This window comes from Devosia subaequoris, from assembly GCF_014197055.1.
Lineage (GTDB): Bacteria > Pseudomonadota > Alphaproteobacteria > Rhizobiales > Devosiaceae > Devosia > Devosia subaequoris.
In genome coordinates this window covers 38,835-64,259 of sequence record NZ_JACIEW010000004.1, presented here as the reverse complement: position 1 = coordinate 64,259, position 25,425 = coordinate 38,835, and the positions used below count along the sequence as shown (strand labels likewise).

Annotated in this window: 25 protein-coding genes and 1 other annotated feature; of the genes, 8 read left to right on the top strand and 17 right to left on the bottom strand. The window is 62.0% G+C overall.

The window, feature by feature from the left end; translation table 11 throughout:
* The first annotated feature begins 126 nt into the window (after positions 1-126).
* Positions 127-2,790, top strand: a complete 2,664-nt coding sequence (locus GGR20_RS08970; RefSeq protein ID WP_183310923.1) for a transglycosylase domain-containing protein — start codon at positions 127-129, stop codon at positions 2,788-2,790.
* Positions 2,791-2,878: 88 nt separating this feature from the next.
* Here GGR20_RS08970 and GGR20_RS08965 read toward each other — a convergent pair whose 3' ends face one another.
* The 4 genes from GGR20_RS08965 to GGR20_RS08950 all read right to left on the bottom strand — a co-directional run bounded on the left by GGR20_RS08965 (position 2,879) and on the right by GGR20_RS08950 (position 5,364).
* Entirely contained in the window at positions 2,879-3,568 is a 690-nt protein-coding gene (locus GGR20_RS08965) for a L,D-transpeptidase (protein ID WP_183310922.1), read from the bottom strand.
* 61 nt (positions 3,569-3,629) lie between these two features.
* Positions 3,630-4,025, bottom strand: coding sequence for a hypothetical protein (locus tag GGR20_RS08960; protein ID WP_183310921.1), 396 nt, complete (start codon positions 4,023-4,025; stop codon positions 3,630-3,632).
* Positions 4,022-4,798 (bottom strand): M48 family metallopeptidase, encoded by a 777-nt coding sequence (locus GGR20_RS08955; RefSeq protein WP_210283137.1) that lies wholly within the window; start codon positions 4,796-4,798, stop codon positions 4,022-4,024. The genes GGR20_RS08960 and GGR20_RS08955 overlap by 4 nt, the downstream gene beginning before the upstream one ends.
* A 104-nt stretch (positions 4,799-4,902) precedes the next feature.
* Complete coding sequence (locus GGR20_RS08950; RefSeq protein WP_183310920.1) at positions 4,903-5,364, bottom strand: DUF2852 domain-containing protein; 462 nt, start codon at positions 5,362-5,364, stop codon at positions 4,903-4,905.
* A gap of 140 nt (positions 5,365-5,504) precedes the next feature.
* Here GGR20_RS08950 and GGR20_RS08945 point away from each other — a divergent pair, with 140 nt between their 5' ends.
* Together GGR20_RS08945 and GGR20_RS08940 are read left to right on the top strand one after the other, a co-directional pair.
* A complete protein-coding gene (locus GGR20_RS08945; protein ID WP_183310919.1) occupies positions 5,505-6,812 on the top strand; it encodes an ActS/PrrB/RegB family redox-sensitive histidine kinase in 1,308 nt (435 codons plus the stop codon).
* Positions 6,813-6,863: 51 nt separating this feature from the next.
* Positions 6,864-7,415 carry an ActR/PrrA/RegA family redox response regulator transcription factor gene (locus GGR20_RS08940; protein ID WP_183310918.1) on the top strand — a complete coding sequence of 184 codons (552 nt, stop codon included), beginning with the start codon at positions 6,864-6,866 and terminating at the stop codon, positions 7,413-7,415.
* A gap of 45 nt (positions 7,416-7,460) precedes the next feature.
* Here the strand turns inward: GGR20_RS08940 and GGR20_RS08935 are convergent, their stop codons facing one another.
* Positions 7,461-7,811: a DUF1428 domain-containing protein gene (locus tag GGR20_RS08935; RefSeq protein WP_183310917.1), complete on the bottom strand. Its 351-nt coding sequence runs from the start codon at positions 7,809-7,811 to the stop codon at positions 7,461-7,463.
* 127 nt (positions 7,812-7,938) lie between these two features.
* On the opposite strand from GGR20_RS08935, the gene GGR20_RS08930 reads away from it, so the two are divergent.
* Positions 7,939-9,597 carry an MBL fold metallo-hydrolase RNA specificity domain-containing protein gene (locus GGR20_RS08930; RefSeq protein ID WP_183310916.1) on the top strand — a complete coding sequence of 553 codons (1,659 nt, stop codon included), beginning with the start codon at positions 7,939-7,941 and terminating at the stop codon, positions 9,595-9,597.
* A gap of 27 nt (positions 9,598-9,624) precedes the next feature.
* Here GGR20_RS08930 and GGR20_RS08925 read toward each other — a convergent pair whose 3' ends face one another.
* The 12 genes from GGR20_RS08925 to GGR20_RS08870 form a co-directional block, all read right to left on the bottom strand.
* On the bottom strand, positions 9,625-10,704 hold the full coding sequence (locus GGR20_RS08925) for a DUF2793 domain-containing protein (RefSeq protein ID WP_183310915.1): 1,080 nt from the start codon (positions 10,702-10,704) through the stop codon (positions 9,625-9,627).
* 70 nt (positions 10,705-10,774) lie between these two features.
* A complete protein-coding gene (locus tag GGR20_RS08920) occupies positions 10,775-11,608 on the bottom strand; it encodes a metal ABC transporter permease (protein ID WP_420827443.1) in 834 nt (277 codons plus the stop codon).
* Positions 11,605-12,456, bottom strand: coding sequence for a metal ABC transporter permease (locus GGR20_RS08915; RefSeq protein ID WP_183310913.1), 852 nt, complete (start codon positions 12,454-12,456; stop codon positions 11,605-11,607). The genes GGR20_RS08920 and GGR20_RS08915 overlap by 4 nt, the downstream gene beginning before the upstream one ends.
* Positions 12,453-13,337 carry a manganese/iron ABC transporter ATP-binding protein gene (locus GGR20_RS08910; protein ID WP_338084722.1) on the bottom strand — a complete coding sequence of 295 codons (885 nt, stop codon included), beginning with the start codon at positions 13,335-13,337 and terminating at the stop codon, positions 12,453-12,455. The genes GGR20_RS08915 and GGR20_RS08910 overlap by 4 nt, the downstream gene beginning before the upstream one ends.
* Positions 13,325-14,188, bottom strand: coding sequence for a metal ABC transporter substrate-binding protein (locus GGR20_RS08905; protein ID WP_246349532.1), 864 nt, complete (start codon positions 14,186-14,188; stop codon positions 13,325-13,327). Before GGR20_RS08905 ends, GGR20_RS08910 begins: the two co-directional genes overlap by 13 nt.
* A gap of 317 nt (positions 14,189-14,505) precedes the next feature.
* Positions 14,506-15,315, bottom strand: coding sequence for a glycosyltransferase family 32 protein (locus GGR20_RS08900; protein ID WP_183310910.1), 810 nt, complete (start codon positions 15,313-15,315; stop codon positions 14,506-14,508).
* Positions 15,316-15,437: 122 nt separating this feature from the next.
* Positions 15,438-16,328, bottom strand: coding sequence for a hypothetical protein (locus tag GGR20_RS08895; protein WP_183310909.1), 891 nt, complete (start codon positions 16,326-16,328; stop codon positions 15,438-15,440).
* Complete coding sequence (locus tag GGR20_RS08890) at positions 16,325-17,224, bottom strand: ABC transporter ATP-binding protein (protein ID WP_183310908.1); 900 nt, start codon at positions 17,222-17,224, stop codon at positions 16,325-16,327. The genes GGR20_RS08895 and GGR20_RS08890 overlap by 4 nt, the downstream gene beginning before the upstream one ends.
* Positions 17,221-17,592 (bottom strand): GntR family transcriptional regulator, encoded by a 372-nt coding sequence (locus GGR20_RS08885; protein WP_183310907.1) that lies wholly within the window; start codon positions 17,590-17,592, stop codon positions 17,221-17,223. Before GGR20_RS08885 ends, GGR20_RS08890 begins: the two co-directional genes overlap by 4 nt.
* Before the next feature lie 108 nt (positions 17,593-17,700).
* Complete coding sequence (locus tag GGR20_RS08880; RefSeq protein WP_183311219.1) at positions 17,701-18,996, bottom strand: flavin-dependent oxidoreductase; 1,296 nt, start codon at positions 18,994-18,996, stop codon at positions 17,701-17,703.
* Positions 18,997-19,077: 81 nt separating this feature from the next.
* A complete protein-coding gene (locus tag GGR20_RS08875) occupies positions 19,078-19,545 on the bottom strand; it encodes a DUF3237 family protein (protein WP_253560138.1) in 468 nt (155 codons plus the stop codon).
* A gap of 148 nt (positions 19,546-19,693) precedes the next feature.
* The gene (locus GGR20_RS08870; RefSeq protein WP_183310906.1) at positions 19,694-21,016 is read right to left on the bottom strand and encodes a TIGR03808 family TAT-translocated repetitive protein; all 1,323 of its coding nucleotides are present in this window, start codon (positions 21,014-21,016) and stop codon (positions 19,694-19,696) included.
* Positions 21,017-21,266: 250 nt separating this feature from the next.
* On the opposite strand from GGR20_RS08870, the gene GGR20_RS08865 reads away from it, so the two are divergent.
* From GGR20_RS08865 to GGR20_RS08855, 4 genes are all read left to right on the top strand, one after another.
* Entirely contained in the window at positions 21,267-22,553 is a 1,287-nt protein-coding gene (locus GGR20_RS08865) for an O-antigen ligase family protein (protein ID WP_183310905.1), read from the top strand.
* A 22-nt stretch (positions 22,554-22,575) separates the two neighbouring features.
* Positions 22,576-22,707, top strand: coding sequence for a hypothetical protein (locus GGR20_RS18965; RefSeq protein ID WP_276511911.1), 132 nt, complete (start codon positions 22,576-22,578; stop codon positions 22,705-22,707).
* Positions 22,642-22,693: a sequence feature (sul1 is cis-regulatory element that is thought to sense ions involved in sulfur or methionine metabolism; They are found in Alphaproteobacteria), on the top strand. Its footprint overlaps the gene before it by 52 nt.
* 211 nt (positions 22,708-22,918) lie before the next feature.
* Positions 22,919-24,406, top strand: coding sequence for a SulP family inorganic anion transporter (locus GGR20_RS08860; RefSeq protein ID WP_210283136.1), 1,488 nt, complete (start codon positions 22,919-22,921; stop codon positions 24,404-24,406).
* A 14-nt stretch (positions 24,407-24,420) separates the two neighbouring features.
* A complete protein-coding gene (locus GGR20_RS08855; RefSeq protein WP_183310904.1) occupies positions 24,421-25,275 on the top strand; it encodes a universal stress protein in 855 nt (284 codons plus the stop codon).
* The last annotated feature ends 150 nt before the right edge of the window (positions 25,276-25,425 follow it).

Below are 25,425 nucleotides of genomic sequence, written 5' to 3'. Positions count from 1 at the left end.
CTGGGCGGCAGAGAGCGCATGGCCGGTCATAACTCACCGATCTTAACCTCCCGCTTACCATTTGTTTCCCTTGATGGACGAACAGGGTAGAAGCAGCGTGATCCTTTTCTTCACTAGGTTTGCCTGATGGATTTCCGCATTTCGGCCGATGACCGCGTTGGCGCCCCCAAGGGCCGCCGGAACAAGACCCAGCCCTCTTCTGCGGCCAGGGGCGCGCGTGTCGAGCCGACCATGGGCCAGTCCATGGCTTTTTCCGTCGATGAAACCCGCCCCGGCGGCAATGGTGGTGGCGGCAATGGTGGTGGCGGCAAGCCGCCCAAATCGCTCCGAAAACAACCACGCAAGGGCAAGGCGGAGCCAGCCCGCAATCGCAGGAAGAAACGCGGCGGCGGCTTTCTCATGGGCCTGCTCTGGTGGGGCTTTGTGGCCTCCCTGTGGGGCGGCCTCGCCGTCATCGGTGTCATTGTCTATTACGGCGCGCAACTTCCCTCGTCCGAGACCTGGGCGATTCCCGAGCGTCCGCCCAATATCCGCATCCTGGCGGCCGATGGCAGCTTGATCTCCAATCGCGGCCAGACCGGCGGTGAGGCCATTACCTTCCGCGAACTGCCCCAATATGTGCCCGCGGCCTTCATTGCCTCGGAAGACCGGCGCTTCATGAGCCATTTCGGCGTCGACCCGATCGGTCTGCTCTCGGTGGCCGTGGAAATGGTGGAAGCGCGCGGCGTCACCCGCGGCGCCTCGACCATCACCCAGCAGGTCGCCAAGAACCTGTTTCTCACCCCCGACCAGACCCTGGGCCGCAAGGTGCAGGAAGCGATCCTGGCCATCTGGCTCGAACAGAATTTTTCCAAGGAAGAAATCCTCGAGCTTTACATGAACCGGGTCTATTTCGGCTCGGGCGCCTATGGCATCGAGGCGGCGGCGCAGACCTATTTCGGCGTTTCGGCGCGCAATCTCTCGCTTGGCGAGGCTGCCATGCTGGTAGGCATCCTGCCAGCGCCGTCGGCCTATAACCCCAAGGCCAACCCTGATACCGCCCGCGACCGTCAGCGCCTGGTGCTCAACGCCATGGCGCAGGAAGGCTATATCACGCGTGAAGAAGCTGATGCGGCTCGCATCAACCCCGACCAGACCATCCGCACCGTGGTGGCCGGCTCCGAATCCTATGTCGCCGATTGGGTTGAAAGCCTGATGACCGCCTATATCGGCGAGATCGAGGGTGACGTGGTGGTGCAGACCACCATCGACTACAAGATGCAAAAGGACGCCGAATTCATCGTCAAGGAAGCGGTGGCCAACGAAGGCGAGAAGCGCGGCTTCTCGCAGGCTGCTCTGGTGGCCATGGATGTCGACGGCACCGTGCGTGCCATGGTGGGCGGGGTCGATTACCAGGCCAGCCAGTATAACCGTGCCGTCACTGCGCGGCGCCAGCCTGGTTCTGCCTTCAAGCCGTTTGTCTATATGGCGGCAATGGAGAAGGGCTATACGCCCGATACTTTGGCCGAAGACGCCCAGTTCGACTACAATGGCTGGAGCCCGCGCAATTCGAACGGCAAATATGCCGGGACGGTGACGTTGCGCCAGGGGCTGGCCTATTCGCTCAACACCATCGCCGCCCGCCTGGCCATCGATGTCACCCCTGAAAAAGTCATTGAAGTGGCGATGCGTATGGGCATTTCCTCGAACCTGTCGGCAGTGCCCTCCATTGCTCTGGGTGCTCAGGAAGTGAACCTGCTCGAGTTGACCAGTGCCTATGCGCCCTTTGCCAATGGTGGCATGGGGGTAATTCCCAATGTCATCACCAAGATTTCAGACGTTGAGGACAATGTGCTCTACGAGGCCTCTAATGCCGGGCCAGGGCGCGTGGTTGATCCCAATGTGCTGGCAGCTATGAACGACATGCTCAAGACCGCCGTCGAGGTGGGTACGGGCCGGGGCGCCAATATTGGCGGGTGGGAAGTCGGTGGCAAGACCGGCACCTCTCAAGAATCGCGTGACGCCCTGTTTGTCGGCTACACCTCTGCCATGGTTACAGGGGTGTGGCTGGGCAATGACAACGACACCGGCACCAGCCTGTCCGGCGGCAATGTGCCGGCCAATATCTGGTCCAACTTCATGACCAAGGCTCTTGCCGATCGCTCGCCTGCCCCGATCCCCGGTGGCTCCTATGCCGGCCAACTCATCGCGCAGCAGTTGATCGATCCCAATACGGGCATGCCCGCCATCGATCCGGCAACTGGCCAGCCCATGGTGCAATATGTCGATGGCGGCACGGGCGAACCGGTGCAGACCACGACCGATCCGGCCACGGGACAGGTGATTGCAATCGACCCCGCCACGGGCGCGCCAATCGAGGGTCTGGCGCCAGTGGATGGTCAGGTCGCCAGTGCACCAGTCCAGACCGGCACGATGATCGACCCGGCGACCGGACAGCCAGTGCAGCAATTGGACCCCAATACGGGCATGCCTATCGATCAGGGGCAGCTGGTGCAATATGACGCCAATGGCCAGGCGATTGATCCGGTCACCGGCTTCCCGCTGCAGCAGCAGGGCAATGGTTTTGGCGAGGCGCCAATTGATCCGGAAACCGGCCTGCCGATGACGCTGGTGGTTGATCCGGCGACCGGAGAGCAGGTCTGGGTGCCCTCGGCACCGACCTCGCAGCAACCGCAGGGCTTTGCACAGCCGCAGGGCCAGATTGTCCCGCCGGGCCCGGTGCAGCAGCAGCCGGTCTACCAGGAAGAGCGCTCCCAGCGCACGCTGATGGATCTGATCTTCGGCAACTAGGATCGCCGGCCAGAACAGGAAAAAGCCCCGGGGCGACCCGGGGCTTTTTTGTAAGTGTCGGCGGGAGAAGGCTGCAAACGGGCCGGGACTAGATCACGACAATCGGCGCGCCATTGGGGACGCGCTCATATAGGTCCATCACGTCGTGAAATAACAGGCGCACGCAGCCGGACGATACCGCCTTGCCTATCGAGGTCACGTCCATGGTGCCGTGAATGCGATAAAGCGTGTCCCGATTGCCCTGATGGATATAGAGCGCGCGGGCACCCAGCGCATTGAGCAGGCCCGGTGGCTGGCCATTGCGGTAGATTTCCAGTTCAGGTTGCCGCTCGATCATTTCGGCCGGCGGGGTCCAGACCGGCCACTTGCGCTTGTAGGCAATGTGACCCTCTCCGCTCCATTCAAAGCCGGCGCGCCCCAGTCCCACGCCATAGCGCATGGCCCGGCCCTCGGGCATGGTGAAATAAAGAAAGTAGTTGGCGGTATCGACCACCACGCGCCCGGCTGGTTCGCCAGTCGGGTTTGCGACTTCCTGGCGCCAATAGACCGGGTCGATGAGAGAAATGTCCGCCGCCGGCACGGGATGTTCTTCGTCCGGTCGGGCGGCATACATGGCCAGCACGTCCAGCGGGATCGTCGGACGAACGGGCGTTGCGGCGGTCGTGGCCAGCCGTGTGGTGCCGCTGGTTGAACAGCCGGCAAGGGTCAGGGCGCCGAGGCTGGCCAGGCCAGCCAAGACGGCGCGGCGCGACGGGGTCGCGTCGGAAATATGAGACATGAAGTAATCCTTGGCCCGCAAGAGCGGACGCTGAGCGTGAATGAATGGTTGGAAGAAACGCTCAGGCGGATTTGGGCGGGCGCAACGGCAAAATGGCCGGCCAGTCCGGCGCGACCCGGCACGGCGCCAAACTCGGCGAACGGGCCGGCGGGGGCGCCGTCAACTCGGGCGCCGAGACTTCGATGGCGGGATGCGAGCCGCAGGGCAGCAGCAGGCCTGCGCCCAGATCGATCTGCCCGCGCTGGACCTGTACCACGACGGGGATCGGTTTGTTGTCGGCATCGACATGGTTGAGTACCACGATCGGGGTGGCAACATAGCGATGCGCATTGGCCGTCGTGGCGCCCAGAACGGAAGCCAGACCCAATAGAACCGCGATGAAAATCACGAAATGACGCATGGAACGGTGATAGGCGGCAGATTGCGGCAGCATCGGGGCAGGGGCGCTGATTATCATCCGGCGGCGGGTGCCTGCCAGGCCATGAGCTCGCGACCGTGTGCTTTTAGCCACGCCCGGCCCCGCTCCATATCCGGCAGCGTGCGCTCCACGGTGGCCCAGAAGGCGGGCGAGTGGTTCATTTCGACCAGATGCGCCACCTCATGGGCGGCGACATAATCCAGCACATGCGGCGGAGACAGGATCAGCCGCCAATTATAGTTGATATTGCCGCTCGAGGAGCAGGACCCCCAGCGGCTCGATTGGCTGCGCAGCCGTACCTGCTTGACATCAACACCCAGTCGCGCGGCGTGAAAGGCGCTTTGTGCTGTCAGATCGGCCAACGCCTCGGCCTTGAGCCAATCATACAGACGACGCGGCTGGTGGGCGACATCACCTGGCACGCGCAGCACCGGGCCGGCGTCGCTCTGGTCAGTCTCCACCCGGCCACGCAACGCCCCCGTGGCGACCACCAGATGCGGCACGCCGCGCAGTGGCAGCCACGCCCCCGCCTCCAGTCTCTGCGCGAGCGCCGTCCGCGGCAGCCGCGCCGCCAGCCAGTGGCGATGGCGGTGTAAGAATGCCTCGGCATCGGCCCAGCGTGCCCCTTCGGGCAGGGTCAGCAACGGGCCGGCGGCGGGCAGGGAGAGGCGGAAGCTTCGCGCCCGCCTGGAGACCTTGACGGCCACGTCGACCGCGACGCCATCGAGCGTGAGTTGCGTGGTCCGTGGCGGCGGGGTGCGTTGGCGCAGGAAGGAGAACATGGCGACCGGATCGGCATCAGTTCCGGCCAATGTACCCGGATTCGTGGCGGCATGAGAGAGAGATAGCAAAAAAGGCGCCCCTTGCGGGGCGCCAGACGTCATTGGAGGACAGGGAAGTCGGAAGGGGTAACGGCTTAATGGCCGTTATTGTTGCTCCAATTGTTGTTATTCTGGTCATTCTCGCCATAACCCTGGCGCTGACCGCGATGTTCGCCCATGAAGCGGTCGAACTCCTCGCGGTCCTTGGCCTTGCGCAGATTGGCCATGTATTCATGGAACGCGTCGATCTCGGCATCGAGTCGGGCGCGCTCTTCTTCGAGGCGCTTCAATTGCTCGGCACGGTACTCGTCAAAAGCGGCATTGCCCGACGAGCTGAACTCGTTGCGGCCAAAGCCCTGATGCTTGTGATTGTTGCGCATGTAGCCACACCCCTTGTTCCAATAAGCCTGGGCCTTTTCGGCAGAGCCGCCGAATTTTTCGCCCCAGATGATATAGGCCAGCATCGCCAGGCCGAGCGGCCAGAAGATGATGAAGCCAAGGACCATGAGGCCTATGGTCAACGGGGACCATTGCGGTTTGATGATTGCAGTGTTCATATTCATATGTCTCCCAGTCACGATGAGTCTCAAATGGCCCATTACGGGGCGGGATCAAGCATGTGCCTGTCGATTTTTGCGCTTGAAATCGACGAAATCGCTCCCTATGCGCCACAATTGAGAGCTTCGGAGCGAGCAGCATGACCGATCAGACCCTGCCCCAACTGCCACTGCCCTCGAGCTGGCGCCCGCTGCGCCTGCAGACCCTGGTGATCCTGCGCTGGCTCGCGGTAATCGGGCAAACCATTGGTGTGCTCTTCGTCAATTGGGGCCTCGGATTTCCGCTGCCATTGTTTGAGTGTCTGGCGCTGATCGGGCTGTCCGCCGCGTTCAATATCGGCCTCACTTTTAGGCTGGGGCCCCACTATCGTCTCCCCTCGCGCATCGCCGCGTTGCAACTGGCATTCGACCTCTGCCAACTCGGCGGGCTGCTGGCCTTGACCGGTGGGTTGGAGAATCCCTTCGCCTTGTTGCTGCTCGCCCCGGTCTCGGTTTCGGCCACCTCTCTGCCAAAACGCCAGGCCTTTCTGGTGGCGCTGCTGGCCGCCGTGATCGCGTCGGTGCTGGCCGTCATGCACCTGCCCCTGCCTTGGGAGCCGGGCCAGCACATCGTTTTCAACCGCATCTATGTGATCGGCATCTGGGTTTCGATCATCTGCGGCGTGGTGTTCATTTCCGCCTATACCAATCGGGTCGCTCATGATGCCCGGCAGATCGCCGATGCGCTGGCGGCCACCGAACTGGCTTTGTCGCGACGCGAGCAATTGTCCGCGCTGGATGGATTGGCGGCCGCTGCCGCGCACGAACTGGGCACACCGCTCTCTACCATTGCGCTGGCCGCCAAGGAAATGCGCGCCGAGGTCGACAAGAACGGGCAATTGGCAGAGGACGTGGAGCTGATCATCGCCCAGGCGGCACGCTGCCGGGCCATCCTTGCCAAACTGCGCAATCTTGGCAGTGAACCGGCTGATCTCTTCGCCGAGGCGCCGCTGCCCGATATTCTCGATGAGGTCGCCCGGCCCCATGAGGGGCGCGGCAAGGTCATTCTGTTCGATGCCGCCGAGACGGCCGGCCCGCCACCGGTGTTCCCGCGCAGCGTGGGGTTGCTCTACGGGCTGGGCAATTTGATCGAGAACGCCACCGATTTTGCCGCTCAAACTGTGCGAATTGAAAGTGGCTGGGATCAAAACACCATCACCGTCGCGATCATCGACGACGGCAAGGGCTTTGCGCCTGAACTGATTGCCCGGCTGGGCGAACCTTATCTCACCAGCCGCCCGCGCGACCCGGCGGGCAGCGACGCGCACCAACCCGGGGGCTTGGGCCTCGGCATCTTTATCGCCAAGACCCTGCTCGAGCGCACCGGGGCACGCCTCACTTTCGACAATGCTGCGGCCAGCGGACACGCCCGCGTCCGCATTAGCTGGGCACGAAGCGCAATCGAGTGATCGGAACGGTTCGTTTTGACGTAGGGTGAGCAAAGGAATATTGGAAAAGCCATGGACACCATAGAAGACCTTCTGGCTGCCGATCCGAGCCTTCTGCTCGTTGATGATGATGCAGCCTTCCTGAGCCGCCTCGAACGCGCCATGACGCGCCGGGGCTTTGAAGTGCGCATCGCCGACACTGTTGCCGCCGGGCTGGCCGCAGTGAGCGAAAGGCCACCCGCCTATGCCGTGGTCGATCTTCGCCTCGAGGATGGCAATGGCCTGGATGTGGTTTCGGCGCTGCACCAGAAGCGCGCCGATGCCCGCGCTGTGGTGCTGACCGGCTACGGCAATATCGCAACGGCCGTGACGGCGGTGAAGCTCGGGGCGATGGATTATCTGTCCAAGCCCGCCGATGCAGATGACGTCATTAACGCCCTGCTGGCCACCGGCGAGGACAAGCCTGAACCGCCGGAAAACCCGATGTCGGCGGATCGGGTGCGCTGGGAACATATCCAGCGTGTCTATGAATTGTGCGACCGCAATGTTTCCGAGACCGCGCGCCGGCTCAACATGCATCGGCGCACCCTGCAGCGCATCCTGGCCAAGCGCGCGCCGCGCTGATGCTCCAACCTCCCCCTGATGGGGGAGGCCGGGCGGGGGATAACGCTACTTCGCAAACAGCGTCTCGAAGCCGCCAAAGATCATCCGCTTGCCGTCGAACGGCATTTCGCCAAACTGCTTCATCGCCTCGGGCGTCATCATCTTCTGCATCGCCGCGTCGCGGGTCGCCTTGTCGGGATATTCGATCCACGAGAACACGACGACCTCGTCGTCCTTGGCCTGCACCGCCCCATAGAAGTCATTGACCTCACCCTTGGGCACGTCATTGCCCCAGTTTTCCACCACGCGGGTCGCGCCCCACGACTTGAGCATCTCTGCTGCCCGGGCAGCGTGCTCGAGATAGGCTTGCTTGTTTGCCTTGGGAACAGCGGTCACCATGCCATCGATATAGGCCATTTCGGGTCTCCTCTTGCTGGGCGGCCAAAGCCGCGATCGGCGCATGCGGTTGCTGCGCCTGCCTCGACTCCGACGAACGGGAAGGGCTAACCTCGACACGCATCGGCGAAGAATGAGGAGTCTGGCCATGACCGTCACCCTTCACTTTCACGGCGCGGCGGGTACGGTCACCGGCTCGTGCTATCGCGTGGTGCATCCAGGCGGGCAGTTCCTGGTCGATTGCGGCCTGTTTCAGGGTAATAAGAGCGTGCGCGAGCTCAATCTCAAGCCCACCCCGTTCGACCCCAAGGCCATCGATTTCCTGCTGTTGACCCACGCCCATATCGATCATGCCGGGCTCCTGCCCAAGCTTTATGGCGAGGGCTGGCGCGGGCCGATGTGGATGACCGGCCCGACCGCGGGCCTCTTGGAATATCTCCTGCCCGATGGGGCCGGTATCCAGGAGAGCGAGGCGGAGCGCGAAACACGCAAGCGCTCGCGGCGGGGCGATGAACCGGTCAAACCGCTTTATACCACCGCCGATGCAGAAGAGGCGTTGCAGCACCGCAAGATCTGCGACTATGACCAATGGATCGAGCCTAGCCCCGGCGTGCGTGCACGCTACTGGAATGCCGGGCACATCATCGGCTCCGCCTCGATCGAGGTGGAGGTCAAGGACAGCGATGGCAAGCCGGTTCGACTGATGTTCTCGGGCGATATCGGGCCCGATGAAAAGGTCTTCTACACCGAGCCCGAAGGCCCCTCGGGCTTCGATTACATACTGTGCGAAAGCACCTATGGCGGGCGCGACCGTGTCGAGTACACGCTGGAACAGCGCCGCGAAACGCTCAAGACCGAGATTCAGGAAGCACTTGGGCGGGGCGGCAATCTGGTCATTCCCACCTTTGCGGTCGAGCGTAGCCAGGAATTGCTGCACGATATCGGTACGCTGATCAAAATGGGCGAGATCGACCCGCAATTGGTGGCGCTGGACAGCCCCCTCGCCAGCAAGGTCACCGGGGTTTATCGCAAATACGCGAAAATGTTCGAGGACACCGAACTCAGCGCCGATGAGCTGTTCAACGACAAGCGCTTTCGCATCATTGAGGCGGTCGAAGATTCCAAGGGGCTCAACGCCATCAAGGGCGGCGCGATCATCATGTCGGCCTCTGGCATGGCCGATGCCGGGCGCATCAAGCACCATCTGCGCAACAATCTGATCCGCGCCAATGCCACAGTGCTGTTTGTCGGCTATCAGGCCCCAGGCACACTGGGGCAGATCATCCTTTCGGGAGCCAGGGAGGTGCGCATCCATGGTTCGGTGATCCCGGTGCGCGCCACCATAAGGTCGGTGGGTAATTACTCGGCCCATGCCGATCATTCGGAGCTAATGGACTGGATCCAGAGCCGCCTGCCGGCCCATGGCGCGCTGTTCCTGACCCATGGTGAGGATGAGGAGCGCAATGCGTTGCGCGAAGCGCTGGTTTCGTCGGGCCAGTTGGGCAGCGACCAGGTGATGCTGCCCCAGCTCGACGATTTTTTCGAATTGACGGCTGCCGGGATCCGCGCCGCCAGAGCACCGGCAGAACGGCGGGTCGATCTCAAGCAGATGCCCTCGGATTGGCACAATGCCTTCTCCGATTTCACCATTCGCCTCAGCCAGCGCCTGCACGCCTTGCCCGATGCGGACAAGCTCGCCCTGATGCAGGCCCTGCAGGCCGAACTCTCCGCGCAGGGCGCCGATCCCAGCCCCGAGGGCAGATCCACGCCCATAACTCCGGTCGAGACGGCGGGGCATGAGACCTAGCGGCGCGGCACCCCGCCTGGCCTCCCCCTAGGGTGTTGCACCGCAGTCCAGAGGAGCACGGTGAACTGTCGAAGAAAGCTGCCCTTGCTCCAGCGCCTCCAGGCGATCTGCCAGCTCCTGCACGGACCGCACCAGCGGGGCGATGAATTGGTCATAGCGCAGGGCCTGCTGGCTTTGCGGATCGTCTGGATCGGCCAGCACATGACCACCGAAATCGGCGTTGAGGCGCGCCGCGATTTCGGCCACCTGCTGGGCGATCAGCCCGTAGTGCCGGCGCCCATTGCTCCCTTTCCACTCGAACCGCACCGGGGTGAGCAGACGGATGAAATCGAGCCCCAGATCGGTAGGGGAAATTGCCGTCTTGTGCCGTTCATCCGAGGTCTGGATGGTGCCGGTGGCCGACCAAACGGCCGCCCAACGCGCGCCGCTTGCCCCCAAGGTCTGTGCATTGTCGCTGACCGGGTTCAGCGTCCCGGCGGCGCGCAGCTCGGCGGTGTCTGCCGCGATGGTGACCGCATCGGTCCAGGTTGCGCCATCCGGGCTGACCTTGATGCGCCAGTCATTGTCGCCCATCAGCCCCATTTCGGCCCGGCCCGACCAGTTGGCCTGGAAAAGCAGGCTTGCCGTATCGCTGCTGGCCGCCTTGTTGAGCTTGAGCTGGTGCCCGGCCCCGTCATGGGTGAACAGCGTTGCCGCCGAAGCCACGGCCAGCCGATTGGTGGGGTCGGCGCTGGCGTTGACCCCCATCTGCGGCAGGCCCGCCCCGGTGGCGGCTACGGCCACCCACACGCCGCCGCTAAACACCAGCAGGGTGCCACTGGCCCGGTCGAACACCTGCCAGCCCTCGGCAGGATCGTAAAACATCCAGGCGCCGGCCTGCCAGGCCGCGATTTCGGCGCCATGCCCGGCCCAGGCGCCGGTGCCACCCGACGGCACGATCCAGGCTTCGCCGGGCAGGGGCGAGACCGGCGGCGCGGTGACTTCAGTGGATTCCACCACCGGCTGCACCAGGGCATCGAGCCGGTTGAGGGCGTCATTATGGGTAATGTGCTTGAGCGCCTGTCCCTGCATGATGAAGGGCAGGGCAAGGCGGGCGGTGTCGTCCATGATAAAGGCTCCAGTAGGTGAACTGGGGCTGAGTGTGGGGCCGGGGGTAAGCCCGGGGATAAATCGGTGCTCAGACCGCAGCCACCCGGCGCCTTTGCGTCGTGATGAAGGCCAGGATGAAGCAGGCGCTCATCAACAGCACGATGGTTGGCGCAGGGGCGCTGTCGAGGAAAAAGCTTAGATAAACGCCCGCCAGGCTGCAGCCCACCGACACGCCCATCGCCACCAGCAGCATTACGCCGAAGCGGCGGGTGATAAGAAAGGCAATGGCGCCCGGAGCAATCAGGAGGGCAATGACCAGGATCATCCCCACTGCCTGCAGAGCGCCCACAATGGTCAGCGAGATCATGGCCAGGAGGCCATAATGGAGCAGGCGCGTATTGAGCCCGATGGCACCGGCCTGCTGCGCATCGAATATGAACAGCATGAGATCGCGCCATTTGGCACCGACGACCAGCATCACGGCCAAGGCGATGATGATGGCGAGGAGGATGTCGGCCCCGTTCACCCCCAGCATGTTGCCGAACAGGATATGATCGAGATGCACGTCGGTGGTGATGGCGGTGTAGAGCACGATGCCAAGGCCAAACAGGCCGGCGAACACCACGCCCATCACCGTATCCTCCTTGATCCGGCTATGCTCCTTGAGAAAGCCGACGGAGAGCGCACAGACCATGCCTGCGATAAAGGCGCCAATACCGATCGGTAGGCCCACCATATAGGCCAGTACGACGCCGGGCAGTACGGCATGGGCAATCGCGTCGCCCATCAGTGACCAGCCCTTGAGCACCAGAAAACACGAGAGCAGGGCCGTGGGCACTGCCACCAGCACGGCGATGACCATGGCCTGCACCATGAAGGACAATTGGAACGGCCAGAGCGCCATTTCATACCAGGCCATCAGGGCGTCTCCTCGGCGAGGCGCCGTCGTGCGGCCAGCCAGCCATGCTTGGGCGCAAAGACGAACGCGGTGAGGAAAACCAGGGTCTGCAGCACGACGATAATGCCGCCGGTCGCGCCATCGAGGAAATAGCTGAGATACGCCCCGATGGACGAAGACAACACGCCCACCGCAATGGCAATCAGGATGAGGCGCGGAAACCGGTCCGAGAGCAGATAGGCAGTGGCCCCCGGTGTCACCACCATGGCGATGACCAGAAAGGCCCCGACCGTCTGCATGGCGGCGACCGTGGCGGCGCTGAGCAGGGTGAAGAAGATTGCCTTGAGCCAGTTGGTTCTAAGGCCAATGGAGCGGGCATGGCTCTCATCGAAAAAGGTGACCATCAGGTCCTTCCAGATCACCAGCATCACCGTCAGCGTCACCACCGAGATCAGCACCAGTTGCAGCGTATCTTCCGGCGTGATGGCCAGGATATTGCCCAGGACGATCGATTGCACATCCACCGAGGTCGGTGAGACCGAGACCATGAACAGGCCCAGGCCAAAAAAGCCGGTAAAGATCAAACCGATCACGGCGTCTTCGCGCAATTTGGTGCGCTGGGAAAGAAACAGCATGGCGCCTGCGGCCAGGCCGCCCGAAAGAAAGGCTCCGAGCGAGAACGGCAGGCCCAGCATGTAGGCCCCGGCCACGCCCGGCACGATGGAGTGCGACAGCGCGTCGCCGATCAGCGACCAGCCCTTGAGCATGAGATAGGCCGACAGGAAGGCGCAGACTCCACCCACCAGGGCGGACACCCACATGGCGTTGACCATGTAATTATAGGAAAATGGCTCGAGCAGCGTTGCGATCATTTCTCGAGGCTCGACTGCTGGTGCTCTTCCTTGCCCTTCTCGCCGTAGAAAACCAGCGGGCGCTCATCATCGGTCAGTACCGAAAGGTGGCGCGGATCATCGTCGGCATGCAGGCCCTGGCCGGACAGCACGAAATGGCGCAACACGCCGCCAAAGGCTTCCTCGAGCTTGTCGCGGGTAAATACTTCCGATGTCGGCCCATAGGCCAGCACCGTACCCTTGACCATTACGGTGCGATCGCAGAATTCGGGCACCGAGCCCAGATTATGGGTGGAGACCAGGATTACCTTGCCCTCGTCGCGCAGATCACGCAGCAGCGCAATGATCGCCTCTTCGGTCTTGACGTCGACCCCGGTAAAGGGCTCATCGAGCAGGATCACCTCGCCTTCCTGCGCCAGCGCGCGGGCGAGGAAGACGCGCTTTTTCTGCCCGCCGGACAATTCGCCGATCTGGCGTTTGGCATATTGGGTCATATTGACCCGGCCAAGGGCCGCGGCGACCGTTTCCCGGTCGATGGCGCGGGGAATGCGCAACATGTTCATATGGCCGAACCGGCCCATCATCACCACGTCTTCCACCAGCACCGGAAAATTCCAGTCCACATCCTCGGACTGGGGCACATAGGCCACCTTGTTCTGGCGCTGGGCTTGCCGGCCTTCCTGCCCGAGGATCGAAATGGAGCCGCTCACCACCGTAACAAAGCCCATGATGGCCTTGAAGATGGTCGACTTGCCTGCGCCGTTGACGCCAACCAGCGCGGTAATTGAACCGCGCGGGCTGGTGAAGCTGGCATGCCTCAGGGCCGTGGTACCATTGCGATAGGCAACGGTAATGTCGTTGATCGCAATGCCAGGGCCTGCATTGTCTTTCACTGGGTCAATCCTGCAGCAATGGTTTGCGTGGTCACTTTGAGCAGATCGAGATAGGTGGGAACCGGCCCGTCCGCTTCCGAGAGCGAGTCTACATAGAGCACGCCGCCATAATTGACGCCAGTCTCGCGCGCCACCTGCTCGGCCGGCTTGGACGAGATGGTGCTCTCCGAAAACACCACCGGGATATCATGCTCGCGCACTGCATCGATAACGTTGCGCACCTGCTTGGGCGTTCCCTGCTGGTCGGCATTCATTGGCCAGAGATAGAGCTCCCTCAAACCGAAATCACGGGCCAGGTAGGAAAAGGCACCTTCCGAGGTCACCAGCCAGCGCTTCTCCTCGGGGATGCCCGAAAGGGCCTGGCGGATCGGCTCGACCGTGGCGGTGATCTCGGCTGCATAGGCCGCGGCATTTGAGTTGTAGATCTCGGCATTGACCGGGTCGGCCTCAACGAATGCGGCGCGAATGTTTTCGACATAGACCAGGGCATCGGTGGGCGACATCCAGGCATGCGGATTGGGCTTGCCCTCATAGGGCCCCTCGCCAATGCCGATCGGCTCGATGCCTTCGGTCAGCACGACGCTGGGCACATCGGGCAGATTGTCGAGAAACTGGGTGAACCACTGCTCCAGATTGAGCCCGTTCCAGAGCACAAGATCGGCGTCCTGCGCGCCCAGCAAATCGCCCGGCGTTGGCTGGTAGTTATGGATTTCGGCCCCCGGCTTGGTGATGGACACCACATCGGCCGCGTCCCCGGCCACGTTCTGGGCCATGTCGGCCAAAATGGTGAAGGTCGTGACGGCCTTGAGCCGCTCCTGCGCCATGGCAGGCAGGGTCAGGGCGAGCGGGGCGGCAAGCATCAGGAGAGACAACAGACGAAGGCGCATGGACAACTCCAAGGATGTGAACGGCCCAAGAGATAGTGCAATTGCAAATCATTCGCAAGTGACACTCTGCGATTTGCCGATCGAAGCGCAGACGACGGCCCGGGCCCGACAGATGACGATGCATATCGCCCTGACGTATGACGACAATTTCTGGGCGCCGGCTTTTGCCACCATAAGCTCGGTCTGCCTGTTCACCCCGCATCGCCAAGAGCTGATATTCCACCTCTGCCACCGCACGCTGACCCCCGGGCACAAGGCCGATCTCGAGACCATCCGGAACGAGTTTCCCGCTAGGCGATTGAGGCCGGATCCAGTCCTTCAGCGACGCAGAGTGCCGCCAATGCGCTATCGGCTGCCGGCAACGGTAAGCCAGCGCGGCCGCGATCAGTGAGCTGGCTTCGCCAGAGATGAATGCCCAGGGTTTCAAGCGTGACGGCATCTTCAAGGCTTGAGCCGGGTTGCATCAGGGTGGGGATGCCCTCATAGGGCACGGGATAAAAAGTCGCCGCCGACCGCACCTTGTCGGTCAGGCCGCGCCGGGCGACATAATGGGTCAGCGCCATCGGGCCGGTGGCGCCATATTGCATATGCTCGGGCGACACCCGGTCCCCGACCAGCCGGCGGAATGCCACTTCCAGGCGCCGTAGCGGCGGCAGATGCGGCTCGAACAGCGGGCGCTTCGGGTTCTCGAAAATGGTCAGAAGATCGGCCAGCAGCGGCGCATCCGCCGGTATGTACAATACCGCGCCATTGACCGATCCCGGCCGCTCCCAGGCGAACAGATAGTCGGGCGGCCCCTCGATGGGTCGCACGCAATAGATGTCGAGATCGGCATAGATCCCGAGCCCGGCGCGCATCACCGCATAGCGGAAATGATCGGAGAATACGCCCGGCGTGCCCTTGCCTTTGTAAAACACCAGCTTCTCGCGCGGCAGCACCTCGGCCGCGTCGCGCCATTCTGCCCCGGTCGGCAGGTTTTCTATGGCATCATACGAATGCACCAGTACCCGATGCCCGTGCCGGACAAAGGACGTGATGCACAACACCTCCAGCCAGCTCAGCGGGCCATGCCAGAAGCTGACGATCGGGGGGAGGGTCATGCGGGGCTCAACTCATTTGGATCGCGCGCATCTAGCATGACCCGGCACAAGAGAAAACCGCCGCCTCCTTTGCGGAGAGCGGCGGCCAAGGTTTTTGCATGGGATCGTCTTCTTGACGGACTTTAATTGGCGGCCGCGCGGCGCCGATATTCCGAGGCGGTATAGAGGGCGGCCAGGGCAAACACGACGCCGATCCCGACCTGCAGCCAGTCGAATTTCTGCAGGAAGTCACTGACGAACAGGGTGGCATTGAACGGCTCCTGGCCCTCGAAAACCCGGTCGAGATGGTCGGTGGACACCGGCAATTGCGAGCGGTAGTCGAGATAGGCCCAGGTCCGGGTGGCAAAGGGATGCAGGCCGCCCAGGGTGACCCATTCCAGCGCTGAAACCACGGTGGGCAGCAGCAGCGAAAGGGGAATGGCCCAGCGGCCAACGACACTGCCCATGGCGCCGACCAGCGCCATATAAGGCAGATACCACAACAGCCCGCAAACCAGCAGCACGAGGAACACCAGCGCCATCTGGCCGTAAATCCCCACAATGGCGCCGAACAGCCCGGCATTGCCCAGGCCTGCGATCATGGTGGTCACATAGGCCACGCCAAACATCAGCATGATGCTGACCAGCGCCACCGCAAAGACTGCGCCGGGCAGGATGGTCAGCGCGGCGGCGATCTTGCTGAGCAGGACCTTGAAGTCTGTGACCGGCATCGACTTCCAGAACAGCATGGCATTGTTGCGCTTGTCGGCGGCAAAACCATCGGCGCAATAAAAGAACAGAACGAAGCCCAGATAGGCCAGCCAGGCGCCCGAGAGACCGGCAAAGCCGGCCTCGAATACCCAGGTGGGCACCACGGTCAGCAATTGGCCGGAAAAGCGCGTGTCGAGCCGGTCGACGCTGAACGCTAGGAGGGTCAGGGCAAAGACCACCCCGACCAGCACCAATGGTGCGATGAAAAAGGCCCCGCGATGCTCGATGAACTCGCGGTGGATCAGGGCGAAGAAGGCCTTCATCGGGCGGTCTCCGGATTGGCGGTGGGCCGCTGCATCAGGGCCACGAAGAGGTCGGAAATGGTGGGTGTCGAGATGCGTCCCAGCGGCTCTAGCTTTTCGCGCTCGACCCCATCGAAGATGAAGACGGTCTGGCCAAAACGGGTTTCTTCATAGACCGGGCCGTTCGCGCGGGCCTGGGCTTGCGCCTCGGCGCTGTCGACCACGAGCTGGGTGAACTTCTCGCTCACCGTTTCCATCTGCATGTGGAGGATCATTTCCCCGTCGCGGATGAACATGATGTCGGAGAGCATGAACTCGATCTCGTCCACCTGGTGGGTGGTGATGATCAGCGTGCGCTCCTCGGTCATGTAGTCTTCGAGCAGCCGCCGATAGAAGCGCTTGCGATAGGTGATGTCGAGCCCCAGCGTGGGCTCGTCCAGCACCAGCAGCTTGGCATCGATCGCCATCACCACCGCCAGATGAAGCTGGGCGATCATCCCCTTGGAAAGCGTGCGGATCTTCATTTCAGGCCGGATATCGGTACCCTCGAGGAATTGCCGCGCCTTGTCCGGCGAGAAATTGGGATGGATATTGGCGAGCAGCGCAAACAGTTCACGCACTCGCAGAAAGCGCGGCAGGCTCGCCACATCGGAAATGAAGGCGACGTTTTCCATCAGCTTGGCGCGGCGAGCGAAGGGATCTTCGCCCAGCACACGAATGGTGCCCTCATAGGAGGTCAGCCCCAGCATGGCGTTGAGCGTGGTGGTCTTGCCCGCACCATTATGTCCGATCAGCCCATAGATGCGGCCCGCGGGAATATCGAAATCCAGATCGTGCAGGATTTTCTTGCGGCCGAAGGATTTGGAAAGCCCGCGCGCGGACACAATGGGGTCGGCGGAAATGGAAAGCTCAGTCATTTGCTCTGCCCTTCGAGCTTGGTGTCTGTGGCGATCAGATCCCTGAGATCGAGATCGAGCGCCCTGATCTGCGCCGCAATGCGCGGCCAGTCTTCCTTGAGGAATTTCTCGCGTTCATGAGCGAGCAATTGCGCCCGCGCGCCGCTGGTAACGAACATGCCCAGTCCCCTGCGTTTCTCCACCACCCCGATATCGACCAGGGCCTCGAAAGCCTTGGTGACCGTCAGCGGATTGACCGAAAGATCACCGGCAATCTGGCGCACCGAGGGCAATGCCTCGCCTTCTGCCACCTGTTGCCGGAGGATCATCTCGATCAGCCGCTGCCGGATCTGTACGAAGATCGGCTGGCTGGCGTGAAAATCATCCATGTGTCTTGCCTATCTAGTGTGCTAGATATGTAGCACACCAATCACAGGAGTCAACAGACTTGGTCGGCTGACCCGAACCGAAAAGAAAACATTCAGAACTAGAAGGGATTAGGCCGGAACGGTCTCGGTCACGCGGGCGTCGGACGCGATGGTGGGCGGGGCCGCATTGAGCTGTTCAATGGCAAATCCCGCTGCCGCCTTGTAGCGCGCCATGAACTCGGCGCGTTCCTCGGCAGGAATGACGGCATCGATGTCGTCGAACACCCCGCCGCAGCGTTCATCCACCATATTGAGCAGGCCAAACGGACCGGCGCCGCGATTGCGCAGGATCAGTTCGGACACCGGGCCGCAGAGCTTTTCGTCATAGGCGGCCAGGGCGTCGGCATTGACCCCATGCGCAATCATCATGGCGCCGAGAATACGCGCGTCGATAATGGCCTGGCTGGCCCCGTTGGATCCAGTGGGATACATCGCATGGGCGGCATCGCCCATCAGCGCCACCGGGCCATCCTGCCAGGTGGAAACCGGGTCGCGGTCGATCATCGGGTTTTCGTACGCAATATCGGCTCGGCTCAGCATGTCGGGCACATCGAGCCAGTCATAGCGCCAGTCGGCAAAGTGATGCGCGAACTCGGCAATTTCGACCCGGCGAAACCAGCCCGCATTCTTCCAGCCTTCCGAATTGTCCTGCGTCACCTCGGCAATCCAGTTGGTGACGGCCAGGCCCGTTTCGGGATCGGCCGCGCCGATGGGATAAAACACGATGCGCTGGCGATGACTGCCCAGCCCCACAAAGGACGAGCCGCTGCGAATGGGCTGCGCCAGCGTGGTGCCGCGCCACATCACGGCGCCGCCCCAATGAATGGGCGGCTGGTCGGGATGCATGGCAGCGCGCACGTTTGAATGGATGCCATCGGCGCCGATCAGCAGCCGCCCGGATACATGCGTGATGTCCCCTTCGGCGCGGCGGATTTGCGCCGTCACTGAGCCATCGCTGTTCCGGGTATAGCCGGTCACCTCATGGCCCAGTCTGACGCTATCCGCGCCGGCCCGCGCCACCAGGGTGCGATAAAGCAACATGTGCAACTGCCCGCGATGCACCGAATATTGCGGCCAGTTATACCCAGCCTCCAGCCCACGCGGTTCGGAATAGATCTCATTGCCATTGCGCCCGAGCAGCGCCCATTCGCGCGAGGGGACGCCGATGCTGTCGAGATCATCCTGGCCGAGGCCGAGGTCGAACAGTTCACGCACCGCATTGGGCTGGATATTGATGCCGACGCCAAGCGGGGCCAGTTGGCGCACCGCTTCATAGACAGTGAATGGGACCCCGATCTGATGCAGCGTCAGGGCGAGAGCCAGCCCGCCAATACCGCCGCCCGCAATCAGCACCCGATCCTGCATCATATCCAGTCCCCCATGCCCCCTTGGCACCTTGCGGGGTGGTTTATGCAATCAATCCGGGCTTGTCCAATGCCGCGCCGCTTAGCCCACGGCGTAGAGATCGATCTGGACCGCGCTCTGGAGGCGCGCGCCTGTGCCCACAAACATGGTCCGGTTGATCCAGTTGTATTTGGGGTGCGCCGTACTTAGCCGCGCTGCGGTTCGCATGTAATAGCTCTCGGGCGGACAGGGCTCGCCGGCAGCCAATTTGGCCAGAATTTCGGGCGGCCCATGGCGAAAACCGAAATTTTCGATCTCGACCAGCGCCCCGTCATCGGTCTTGAAGGCGTAGCGTGCATCGAGCTCGGCCACCCCGCTTTCGAACACGCGCTGCCAGTCGGCGCCGAAATCGAGAATGGTGCCGGAAATCTCCGGCCCCGTAACCGTGCCGCCGCGAATGGGAATGACCCTTTTGCTGGCCGCGTGCACATCGCCGATTATCATCGGCCTGGAAAGTGCCACTTCCAGGGTACAGAAATGAGTGAGCGTTGGCGTGGGCAGCGTGGGCACGTTACTTGTCCTTGGTCGGCATGGCGCAGTCAGGCCAAAGACTTGTCACGCCAAAGCGTGAATGCCAAGCCGCTGACGCGCTTGTGGGAATAGGGCGATCGCATTGGTTGCGCCAGTCTGCGCGGACGCATCAGCCCGGCACGCCAGGTTAGATGACGCTGTTCCCCTCGATGGCGACATTGGGGAATTGATCGGCATCGGCGGGCAGGTCCCGACTGACGATCTCATCCCATTGGGCGGCAATAATGGCATGCTCCCCGCTGCCTGAGACGACATTATCGCTGATCCGGGCATGCCCAGCACCTGGGGCCACACTGACAGCGATACCAATCGTGCACTCCCTGACCATGTTGTCATTGACCAGGACGTCACGCAGATATGGCCCCCACCCAACGGCGATACCCGTCCCGGGGACCCCTTCAATGACATTGCCGGTGACGGCTGCGTCGGCTTCGACACCAATGCCGTATGGAACCGTGTCTGGATTGTTCGGTGAGCGCTCCAGCAAATTGCGCACGATATTGCCCTGGCACACCGAGAGCCGACCACCATCGTTGAAATTGGTCATCGAGATGCCGGCTGCCCCGCCATCGATCAGATTGTCACTGATGATGGAGCCGGAAAACCCAAACTCGGAAAATATGGAGACTTCGCCGCTGTCCTGACAATGATTCCCGATGACCCGGGTGTTCTTCGTGGCGTTGAGCCGAATGGCGGAAAAGGCGCAATTGACAATGTGATTGTCCGATATGCTGACATTGTCGGCACGAAACACATTGATACCATTGCCATTCTGGCCATTGCCGCCGGCGACCCAGTCGATGTCCGAAATGCGATTGCCCCATATGCGCGCGCCATCCGGACCACTTTGACTGCGCCAGACGCGGATGCCGCCATTGCCGCAGCGTGCAATGATGTTGCCCAGAATGTCGATGCCACCGCTGTCATTGGCATGGATGGCCGTGTCGGCAATATTGGACAGCGCGCAATTTTCGATCCGGCCCTGCATGTTGTACGCATTGATGCCGGTCCCGGCGCGCAAGAAGGTGCAGTTCTGTACCGTGATGCGCTGGGCATTGGTGATGCTCAGCAGAGCGCCGTCACGCCCCAAAGCGTCAATGCCATCAAACGTCAGACCTTCAAGAACGACGTCACTGCAATCGCCGAGCAACAGAATCGCGTCCCCGGCCCCCAGGCGCAGGGTCGCGCCTGGCGCACCCCGGATGATGATCGGTCTCGAAACCGCGATATTGCTGATCTGATAAGTGCCTGCCGCCAGATAAAGTGGCTGCTGCAGTGCGGCGGCGGCATCCACCGCCATCTGAAACTTGCCGGATTGGTCGCCAGTGTCGGCGGCCTCCAGCCCGAACTCATTCGCGTCGACAAATTGTTGCGCAAATGCGCGTTGGAAGGCGCTCATGGACAGGGCGGCGGACGCCATACCCGTGAGAAGCTGCCGGCGGTTTGTCATTGCGGTCTCTTAGCAAGGGAAATCAGGGATTTGGCATCGCCTGTGCGATGATGCAGAGGGGACCGTGGTACGGTCAACTGCTACTTTACCCCCCGCAGCGATTTCCCTAGTGTTCGATCGTGTCCGCCTCAAGCATTTGTGCGGCCCGGATGGAACGAGTTGGTGGTCAAGAATTGATGCACGCCGCGCGTGCGCTACAGGATCATTTGGGTTCAAAAAACCTGACCAGCCGACTGGCGTCAGCTTTGCTGTGAATGAGGAGACCAGGGCACTGACCGACAAGTTCGCAGCAGATATAGGGCCGATCGGGCTGCACGTCATGCGCGCACGCGCCTCAAAAATGCTCGCTTGGTCGGTGGGATTCTGGATCTTCTGCGGAGGCTTTGTTCTTGTTGAGCCTTCGCCCTACGAACTCGCCTTCCTTGCCGTTCTGGTCTTGGCTGTCCTGGCAAATATCGACCTGTACCGGTCAAGCACAGGCCTGCTCGCCATTATCGTGGGGTTCGTCCCCTTCGCGCTGATCGCCGTGTTTCAGGTCCGCAACTCTAGTCCGGTTGATGCGATGGTCTTCTCGACTGTCACCGTTTTCCTGCTGCTGACCAGCTACTTTGTGGCCAACTACGTGTCCGAAGCGACCGACAGGCGCATGCGGCTGATTATGCGGGCCTATACCATTGCGGCCTTGTGTTGCGCGATCATTGGAACGCTTGCCTATCTGGGCCTGATCCCCGGCGCCGAACTGTTCACCCTCTATGGACGAGCGAAAGCAACGTTCAAGGACCCCAATGTGTTTGGGCCGTTTCTGGTCCTGCCGGCGATGTTTGCCCTGCAGCGGGTGTTGCTGGGCACCAGACGGGAGCAGATTTTTGGCGCCCTGGTTTATGCTGTTCTGACGGTCGGTGTGTTTCTCAGCTTCTCCCGTGGCGCCTGGGGCCATTTGCTGGCGTCCTCGCTGCTGGTGCTGATCCTGTGTTTCTGCCTGGAAGCTCGTATCCGGGAAAAACTGCAGATCATAGTCATGACGGTCATTGGTGCCATTGCCATGGTGGTGGGCATTCTGGGTCTTCTCAGCATCCCGGCCGTGGCCGAACTCTTTGCGGTTCGGGCGCAGGGGCAGGTCTACGATATGGGTGAAACCGGCCGCTTCGGACGACAGGGCTACGCCTTCGGACTCGCCCTGCAAAACCCCTTCGGGCTCGGGCCATTGGAATTCCGGACCTTGAAGATCGTCGAGGAGCCCCACAACGTCTATGTTTCGGTCCTGCTCAACTATGGCTGGGGTGGTGGCGGGCTCTACTTCCTGCTCGTCGCGCTGACCCTCTGGCGGGGAATGAAGGGGCTGCTGCGCGCCTCCCCGTACCGACTGATGATGATACCGCTGTTTGCCACATTCTCGGTGCTGGTCTTGCTCTCGGCAATTATCGACACGGACCACTGGCGCCATTGGTTCCTGCTCGTGGGCCTGATCTGGGGTGTTTCTGCAGCAATTCAGCTCGACCCGCGGCGGACCGCACCGCGCGCGCAGATGCTCCTCTAAGCGTCGCCCTCCGAGGTTAGGTATGCGTTATACGCATGCCTGGTATGCCTTGCGCGCCCGGCACATCTGGGGCATTCACGACAGTGTCGTCGGACCCGCCCCGCGGGTGGCTTCTCCGGGCGCCTATCCCCCGGTAACCTACCAGTTCGCTTGAACATCGATGCAACGGAGCGCCTGAAGCGTTCGGCTGCCGGTCAGACTACCTCGGGCATGGCATTTGATTTCCGTGTCATTTCACGTGCATATGACCGCACTTTGTAGGGCCTTAAACGGGCATTGCCGCCGCCAGAACTTCTTCAGGACATCCCTGCATCGCGACAGCCGCCAGAGGCCTTCTGAGTGCGGCACTTCCAGATGGACCTCAGATGCAAGATTTTCTTCCCCGCATGCGCGCCGAGTGGTTCGGCAATATCCGCGCCGACATCCTCGCCGGGCTGGTCGTTGCGCTCGCCCTGATCCCCGAGGCGATCGCCTTTTCCATTATCGCCGGCGTCGACCCCAAAGTCGGCCTCTACGCCTCATTCTCGATCGCCGTGCTGATCGCCTTTGTCGGCGGCCGACCCGGCATGATTTCGGCGGCGACGGCGGCAACGGCCGTGCTCATGGTCACCCTGGTCAAGGATCACGGCCTGCAATATCTGCTGGCCGCCACCGTGCTGGCCGGTCTGCTGCAGATTGGCGCCGGGTTTTTGAAGCTCGGCTATGTCATGCGTTTTGTCTCGAAGTCGGTGATGACCGGCTTCGTCAACGCGCTGGCCATTCTCATTTTCATGGCCCAGTTGCCCGAGCTCATTAACGTCACCTGGCTGACCTATGTGATGGTCGCCGGTGGGCTGGCTATCATTTATCTCTTTCCTCGCATCACCAAGGTGATCCCCTCGCCACTGGTCTGCATCATCGTACTGACGGCGTTGACGCTGGCCCTGGGGCTTGATGTCCGCAGCGTTGGCGATATGGGCGCACTGCCCGATACCTTGCCGATTTTCCTCATCCCGCAGATCCCGCTCAATCTCGAAACCCTGATGATCATCCTGCCCTATTCGGCGGCGGTGGCAGTGGTGGGTCTGCTTGAATCGCTGATGACGGCACAGATCGTGGATGAGTTGACCGACACCAAGAGCGATCGCAACCAGGAATGCATCGGCCAGGGCATCGCCAATACCGCGACTGGCTTCATCGGCGGCATGGCCGGCTGCGCCATGATCGGCCAGTCGATCATCAATGTGAAGTCGGGCGGCCGCGGGCGCCTTTCGACCTTTTGTGCCGGCATCTTCCTGCTGTTCCTGATCCTGGTGCTGGGCGATCTGGTCAGCCAGATTCCCATGCCGGCGCTGGTCGCCATCATGATCATGGTCTCGATCGGCACCTTCTCGTGGAGTTCGATCAAGAATCTCGCCGTGCATCCGCGCAGCTCCTCGATCGTGATGATCGCGACCGTGGTGACAGTGATTTATACTCACAACCTGGCCATCGGCGTGCTGATCGGCGTCCTGCTCTCGGGCATTTTCTTTGCCTGGAAGATCTCGCAGATCTTCCGCATCACTTCGGACCTGTCGGCCGATGGGCGCGAGCGCACCTATAAGGTGGAGGGTCAGGTCTTCTTTGCCTCGGTGGAGGATTTCACCGCCGCTTTCGACTTCAAGGAAAGTCTGGAAAAGGTCACTATCGATGTCACCCACGCTCATATCTGGGACATTTCCAGTGTGCAGGCGCTCGACATGATCGTCCTCAAATTCCGTCGCGAGGGGGCCGAGGTCAATCTGGTCGGCATGAATGAGGCTAGCGAGACTATCGTTGACAGACTGGGTATTCACGATAAGCCCGGGGCGCTTGAACGTCTCATGGGGCACTAGGAGGAGAACGACCCATGGCAAAACTCATCGCCTTCATCGACGGCTCGACCTATGCCCAGAGCGTTCTCGACCACGCTGCCTGGGTGGCCACCACCATAGGCGCCAGCGTCGAGGTTGTGCACATCATCGGCCGCCGCGACCTCTCGAGCACACCGGCCGATCTTTCGGGCAGCCTGGAACTGGGCGCCCGGACGAGCCTGCTCAACGAATTGGCCGAACACGATGCGCAGCGCGCCAAGCTGGCGCAGCAGCGCGGCCGGCTTGTTGTCGATGCCGGCGTCAATCGTCTTGTTGAGGCCGGTGTCCAGAGCGCCATCGGCAAGTTGCGCAATGGGGATGTCGTCGAGTCCGTGCAGGAACTCGAAAAGGACGCGGACCTGATCCTGATCGGCAAGCGCGGCGAGGCCGCCGATTTTGCCAAGCTGCATCTGGGGTCGAACCTAGAACGCGTGGTGCGCACCAGCACCAAGCCGGTGCTGGTCGCCTCGCGCGCCTTCCAGCCGGTTAAGCGCTTCCTTGTCGCCTTCGATGGCGGCCCAAGCGTGATGAAGGCGATCAACCACATCGCCACCGGCAAGCTGTTCCCCGGCCTCGAGGGCCATATGGTGACGGTTGGCAGGGATACCCCGGAAAACCGCGGCAAGCTCGAGACGGCTGCCAATGTGTTGCGCAGTGCCGGCTACACTATTCACACCCATATCGAGGAAGGCGAGCCCGAAAAAATCATCGCCAGCCATGCCGAGGCCGATCATATCGACCTGCTGGTGATGGGCGCTTATGGACACTCGCGCATCCGCAGCTTCATCATCGGCAGCACCACCGCCGAAATGGTCCGCTCGGTGAAACGTCCCGTGATGCTGTTCCGCTGACCAGGCGGCTGCCGTTTATTTCGCTTCGGCCGCCGCCACGCCAAGTACAGCGCCACGCGGACTGCATGACTTGGACCAGCAGAGCGTCAGTCGCCTGTCCCGCATGGACGTCATGCAGGGCAAGGCGCGGCTCCGGCCCCTGGTCAGGTA

Excerpts from the sequence above, each read along its gene's own strand:
- GGR20_RS08855 (WP_183310904.1), top strand. The coding sequence starts at position 24,421 with ATGGCAAAACTCATCGCCTTCATCGACGGCTCGACCTATGCCCAGAGC.
- GGR20_RS08900 (WP_183310910.1), bottom strand. The coding sequence starts at position 15,315 with ATGACCCTCCCCCCGATCGTCAGCTTCTGGCATGGCCCGCTGAGCTGG.
- GGR20_RS08935 (WP_183310917.1), bottom strand. The coding sequence starts at position 7,811 with ATGGCCTATATCGATGGCATGGTGACCGCTGTTCCCAAGGCAAACAAG.
- GGR20_RS08895 (WP_183310909.1), bottom strand. The coding sequence starts at position 16,328 with ATGAAGGCCTTCTTCGCCCTGATCCACCGCGAGTTCATCGAGCATCGC.
- GGR20_RS08960 (WP_183310921.1), bottom strand. The coding sequence starts at position 4,025 with ATGATAATCAGCGCCCCTGCCCCGATGCTGCCGCAATCTGCCGCCTAT.
- GGR20_RS08880 (WP_183311219.1), bottom strand. The coding sequence starts at position 18,996 with ATGCAGGATCGGGTGCTGATTGCGGGCGGCGGTATTGGCGGGCTGGCT.
- GGR20_RS08945 (WP_183310919.1), top strand. The coding sequence starts at position 5,505 with ATGACCGATCAGACCCTGCCCCAACTGCCACTGCCCTCGAGCTGGCGC.
- GGR20_RS08885 (WP_183310907.1), bottom strand. The coding sequence starts at position 17,592 with ATGGATGATTTTCACGCCAGCCAGCCGATCTTCGTACAGATCCGGCAG.
- GGR20_RS08860 (WP_210283136.1), top strand. The coding sequence starts at position 22,919 with ATGCAAGATTTTCTTCCCCGCATGCGCGCCGAGTGGTTCGGCAATATC.
- GGR20_RS08930 (WP_183310916.1), top strand. The coding sequence starts at position 7,939 with ATGACCGTCACCCTTCACTTTCACGGCGCGGCGGGTACGGTCACCGGC.
- GGR20_RS08925 (WP_183310915.1), bottom strand. The coding sequence starts at position 10,704 with ATGGACGACACCGCCCGCCTTGCCCTGCCCTTCATCATGCAGGGACAG.
- GGR20_RS08950 (WP_183310920.1), bottom strand. The coding sequence starts at position 5,364 with ATGAACACTGCAATCATCAAACCGCAATGGTCCCCGTTGACCATAGGC.
- GGR20_RS08940 (WP_183310918.1), top strand. The coding sequence starts at position 6,864 with ATGGACACCATAGAAGACCTTCTGGCTGCCGATCCGAGCCTTCTGCTC.
- GGR20_RS08965 (WP_183310922.1), bottom strand. The coding sequence starts at position 3,568 with ATGTCTCATATTTCCGACGCGACCCCGTCGCGCCGCGCCGTCTTGGCT.
- GGR20_RS08870 (WP_183310906.1), bottom strand. The coding sequence starts at position 21,016 with ATGACAAACCGCCGGCAGCTTCTCACGGGTATGGCGTCCGCCGCCCTG.
- GGR20_RS08970 (WP_183310923.1), top strand. The coding sequence starts at position 127 with ATGGATTTCCGCATTTCGGCCGATGACCGCGTTGGCGCCCCCAAGGGC.
- GGR20_RS08905 (WP_246349532.1), bottom strand. The coding sequence starts at position 14,188 with ATGCTTGCCGCCCCGCTCGCCCTGACCCTGCCTGCCATGGCGCAGGAG.
- GGR20_RS08890 (WP_183310908.1), bottom strand. The coding sequence starts at position 17,224 with ATGACTGAGCTTTCCATTTCCGCCGACCCCATTGTGTCCGCGCGCGGG.
- GGR20_RS08915 (WP_183310913.1), bottom strand. The coding sequence starts at position 12,456 with ATGATCGCAACGCTGCTCGAGCCATTTTCCTATAATTACATGGTCAAC.
- GGR20_RS18965 (WP_276511911.1), top strand. The coding sequence starts at position 22,576 with ATGCGTTATACGCATGCCTGGTATGCCTTGCGCGCCCGGCACATCTGG.